At 71.1% G+C, this 3,042-nt stretch carries 3 protein-coding genes and 1 pseudogene; 3 read left to right on the top strand and 1 reads right to left on the bottom strand.

Annotation, left to right across the window (positions count from 1 at the left end; genetic code table 11):
- The 3 genes and pseudogenes from sphsw_RS12050 to cobF form a co-directional block, all read left to right on the top strand.
- Positions 1–662, top strand: a pseudogene (locus tag sphsw_RS12050) (cobyrinate a,c-diamide synthase); the annotation flags it as partial.
- Positions 659–1,378 carry a uroporphyrinogen-III C-methyltransferase gene (gene cobA / locus sphsw_RS12045; RefSeq protein WP_031440828.1) on the top strand — a complete coding sequence of 240 codons (720 nt, stop codon included), beginning with the start codon at positions 659–661 and terminating at the stop codon, positions 1,376–1,378. The pseudogene sphsw_RS12050 and the gene cobA, both read left to right, overlap by 4 nt.
- The gene (gene cobF / locus sphsw_RS12040; RefSeq protein WP_235188379.1) at positions 1,375–2,142 is read left to right on the top strand and encodes a precorrin-6A synthase (deacetylating); all 768 of its coding nucleotides are present in this window, start codon (positions 1,375–1,377) and stop codon (positions 2,140–2,142) included. The genes cobA and cobF overlap by 4 nt, the downstream gene beginning before the upstream one ends.
- A gap of 3 nt (positions 2,143–2,145) precedes the next feature.
- Here cobF and sphsw_RS12035 read toward each other — a convergent pair.
- Positions 2,146–3,042: TRCF domain-containing protein (locus sphsw_RS12035; RefSeq protein ID WP_031440826.1), on the bottom strand; the 897-nt coding region annotated here is incomplete at its 5' end.

The raw sequence follows: 3,042 nt of genomic DNA, 5'->3' as shown, positions 1-3,042 counted from the left end.
CACTGCGCGAGGCGGCCGCCGCCACGCCGCGGCCGGTCGCGCAGGGGACGGTCGTGCCGACCCCGCCGGCGCAGCGGATCGCGCTGGCGCAGGATGCCGCCTTTTCGTTCACCTATGCGCATGTGCTCGACGGGTGGCGCAGCGCGGGGGTGGAGATCCTGCCCTTTTCGCCGCTGGCGGACGAGGCGCCGGCGAAGGATGCCGATCTGGTCTGGCTGCCGGGGGGCTATCCCGAACTGCATGCGGGTGCGCTGGCGGCGGCGGACCGGTTCCGCGCGGCGCTGGCGCTGCATGCCGAAACGCGGCCGGTGCACGGCGAGTGCGGCGGCTATATGGCGCTGGGTGAGGGGCTGATCGATGTGGACGGGACGCGGCACCGGATGGCGGGGCTGCTCGGGCTGGTGACGAGTTACGAGAAGCGGCGGATGCATCTGGGCTATCGCCGCGCGACGCTGCACGCGCCGATCGGCGGGATCGCGGCGGGGGCGATGCTGGCGGGGCATGAATTCCATTATTCGACGATCCTCGACCAGCCCGACGCGCCGCTGGCGCAGGTGGTCGACGCGAATGCGCAGGCCGTGCCCGAAACCGGCTCGCATCGCGGCGGCGTGACGGGTAGTTTCTTCCACATGATCGCCCCCCTTGGCCAACCGGCTGCATGACCGGTTTCGTTTCGTTCGTCGGTTCCGGCCCCGGCGACCCCGAATTGCTGACGCTGAAGGCGGTGACGCGGTTGCAGCGCGCCGACGTCGTGCTGTTCGACGATCTGTCGTCGGGCGCGGTGCTGGGTCATGCGCGCGTCGGTGCCGAACTGGTCGCGGTCGGCAAGCGCGCGGGGCGGCCGTCGCCGCGCCAGTCGCATGTCTCGCAACTGCTGGTCGACCACGCGCTAACGGGGGCGCGCGTCGTCCGGCTGAAGTCTGGCGATGCGGGGATGTTCGGGCGGCTGGAGGAGGAGATCGTCGCGCTGCGCGAGGCGGGCGTGACGTTCGAGATCGTCCCGGGGATCAGCGCGGCGAGCGCGGCTGCTGCCGCCGCCGCGATCCCGCTGACGCGCCGGCTGTCCGCGCGCCGGGTGCAATATGTCACCGGCCATGACGTGACCGGGCAGTTGCCGCAGCAGCGCAACATGGCCGCGCTCGCCGATCCGGAGGCGACAACGGTCGTGTTCATGCCGCAGCGGACGTTTCCGGCTCTGGTTGAGTCGCTCGTCGCACATGGCCTGCCGGGCGACACGACCGCGCTGCTCGCCGAGAATGTCGGGCATCCCGACCAGAGCCTGACCTGGTCGACGATCGCGGGGCTCGCGGCGCGGCTGGCGGGGGGCGTGTCCGACAAGCCCGCGCTGATCCTCTATGGATCGTTGATGGCGCCGTGAGCGGAGTCGACATCGCGATATCGCTGATCGGGATCGGCACGGGCAATCCCGATCATGTGACGCGCGCCGCAGTCACGGCGATGAACGCCGCCGACCTGATCCTGTTGCCGCGGAAAGGCGCGGGGAAATCCGATCTGGTCGATCTGCGCCGGACGATCTGCGCCGCGCTGCTGACCGGGCCTGCCAGAGTGGTGGAGTTCGATCTGCCCGAGCGCGATGCGGACGCGCCGTACCGTGCGGCGGTCGATGCGTGGCACGATGATATCGCGGCGGTGTGGGCGGCGCAGATCGCCGAGCATCTGCCGGGCGGAGGACGGGTCGCGTTCCTCGTCTGGGGGGATCCGTCGCTCTACGACAGCAGCCTCCGGATCGCTAACCGGCTGCGAGCGGGAGGGCGGTCGATCGGGGTCAGCGTGGTGCCGGGGATCACCAGCCTGCAGGCGCTGACCGCGGCGCATGCGATCCCGCTCAACACGCTCGCTGCGCCCGTGACGATCACCACCGGTCGGCGGCTGCGCGCCGAGGGGTGGCCAGCGGGGGTCGAGACGCTGGCGGTGATGCTCGACGGGGCGTGCGCGTTCGAGACGCTCGCACCCGAGGGGGTCATGATCTGGTGGGGGGCGTATCTGGGGATGGCGCAGGAGGCGCTGGTCGCCGGGCCGCTCGCCTCAGTCGGGGCGGAGATCATCACGTGCCGTGCCGGACTGCGCGCCCGGCACGGCTGGATCATGGACGTGTATCTCCTACGCCGCACGGGCGGCTGAGCGTCACTCCGACAGGTCGCTCAGCAGCTCGCGGACGCGGTCGAGGCGGGCGAGGGGATCCTCGATCCGTTCGCGGACCAGCCAGCGGCGCTTGGCCTGTTCGAACGGCGCGGGCAGGGCGGCGGTGGGGTCGCCCGGGGTGAAGGCGATGGCGCCCGGGCCGACATCGATCTGGCGAATTTCGGCGGCGGCGGCGAGTGCGCGGATCCGCGCGCATTCGAGCAGGCGGACGGCATTGTCGGGAAGTGCGCCGAACCGGTCCTCGAGCTCGGCCTGGAACGCATCGAGCGCGGCGATGTCGGTCAGATGCGCGAGCTGGCCGTAGAGCGTCAGCCGCAGGTCGGTCTCGGGGATCCACTCTTCGGGAAGCATGCCGCCGACGCCGAGATTGAGCACCGGCTGGCACTGATCGACCGGTTCGCCGCGCGCGGCTTTCAGCGCGCGACCCAGCAGGTGCTGGTAGAGGTCGATACCGATCAGCTTCATGTGGCCGGCCTGATCCTCGCCGACCAGATCGCCCGCGCCGCGCATGTCGAGATCACGCGCACTGATCGCGAAGCCCGCGCCGAGCTGGTCGAACGCCTGGAGCGTGCGCAGGCGCTTCATTGTCGCCTCGGCGATCATGGCCTCACCGTCGGTCGACAGCAGGATCTGACCGCGCCGGCCGCCGCGCCCGACCCGGCCGCGCAGCTGGTGGAGCTGCGACAGGCCGAACCGGTCGGCATGGTGGACGATCATCGTGTTGGCGCGCGGCACGTCGAGCCCCGCCTCGATGATGTTGGTCGCGAGCAGCACGTCGCCGTCACCCGCGGCAAAGCCCGCCATGGCGTCGTCGAGCTCGGCGGCGTCCATCTTGCCGTGCGCGATGACGAGGCCGAGTTCGGGGACGAGCCGCGCGAG

It is taken from the genome of Sphingomonas sp. FUKUSWIS1 (genome assembly GCF_000733135.1).
GTDB lineage: Bacteria > Pseudomonadota > Alphaproteobacteria > Sphingomonadales > Sphingomonadaceae > Sphingomonas > Sphingomonas aerolata.
Note: the sequence above shows the minus strand (reverse complement) of the source record. Positions and strands in the feature narration are given on the sequence as shown.

What these genes read in the sequence shown, in the direction of transcription:
- cobA (WP_031440828.1), top strand. Translation starts at nt 659, where the DNA reads ATGACCGGTTTCGTTTCGTTCGTCGGTTCCGGCCCCGGCGACCCCGAA.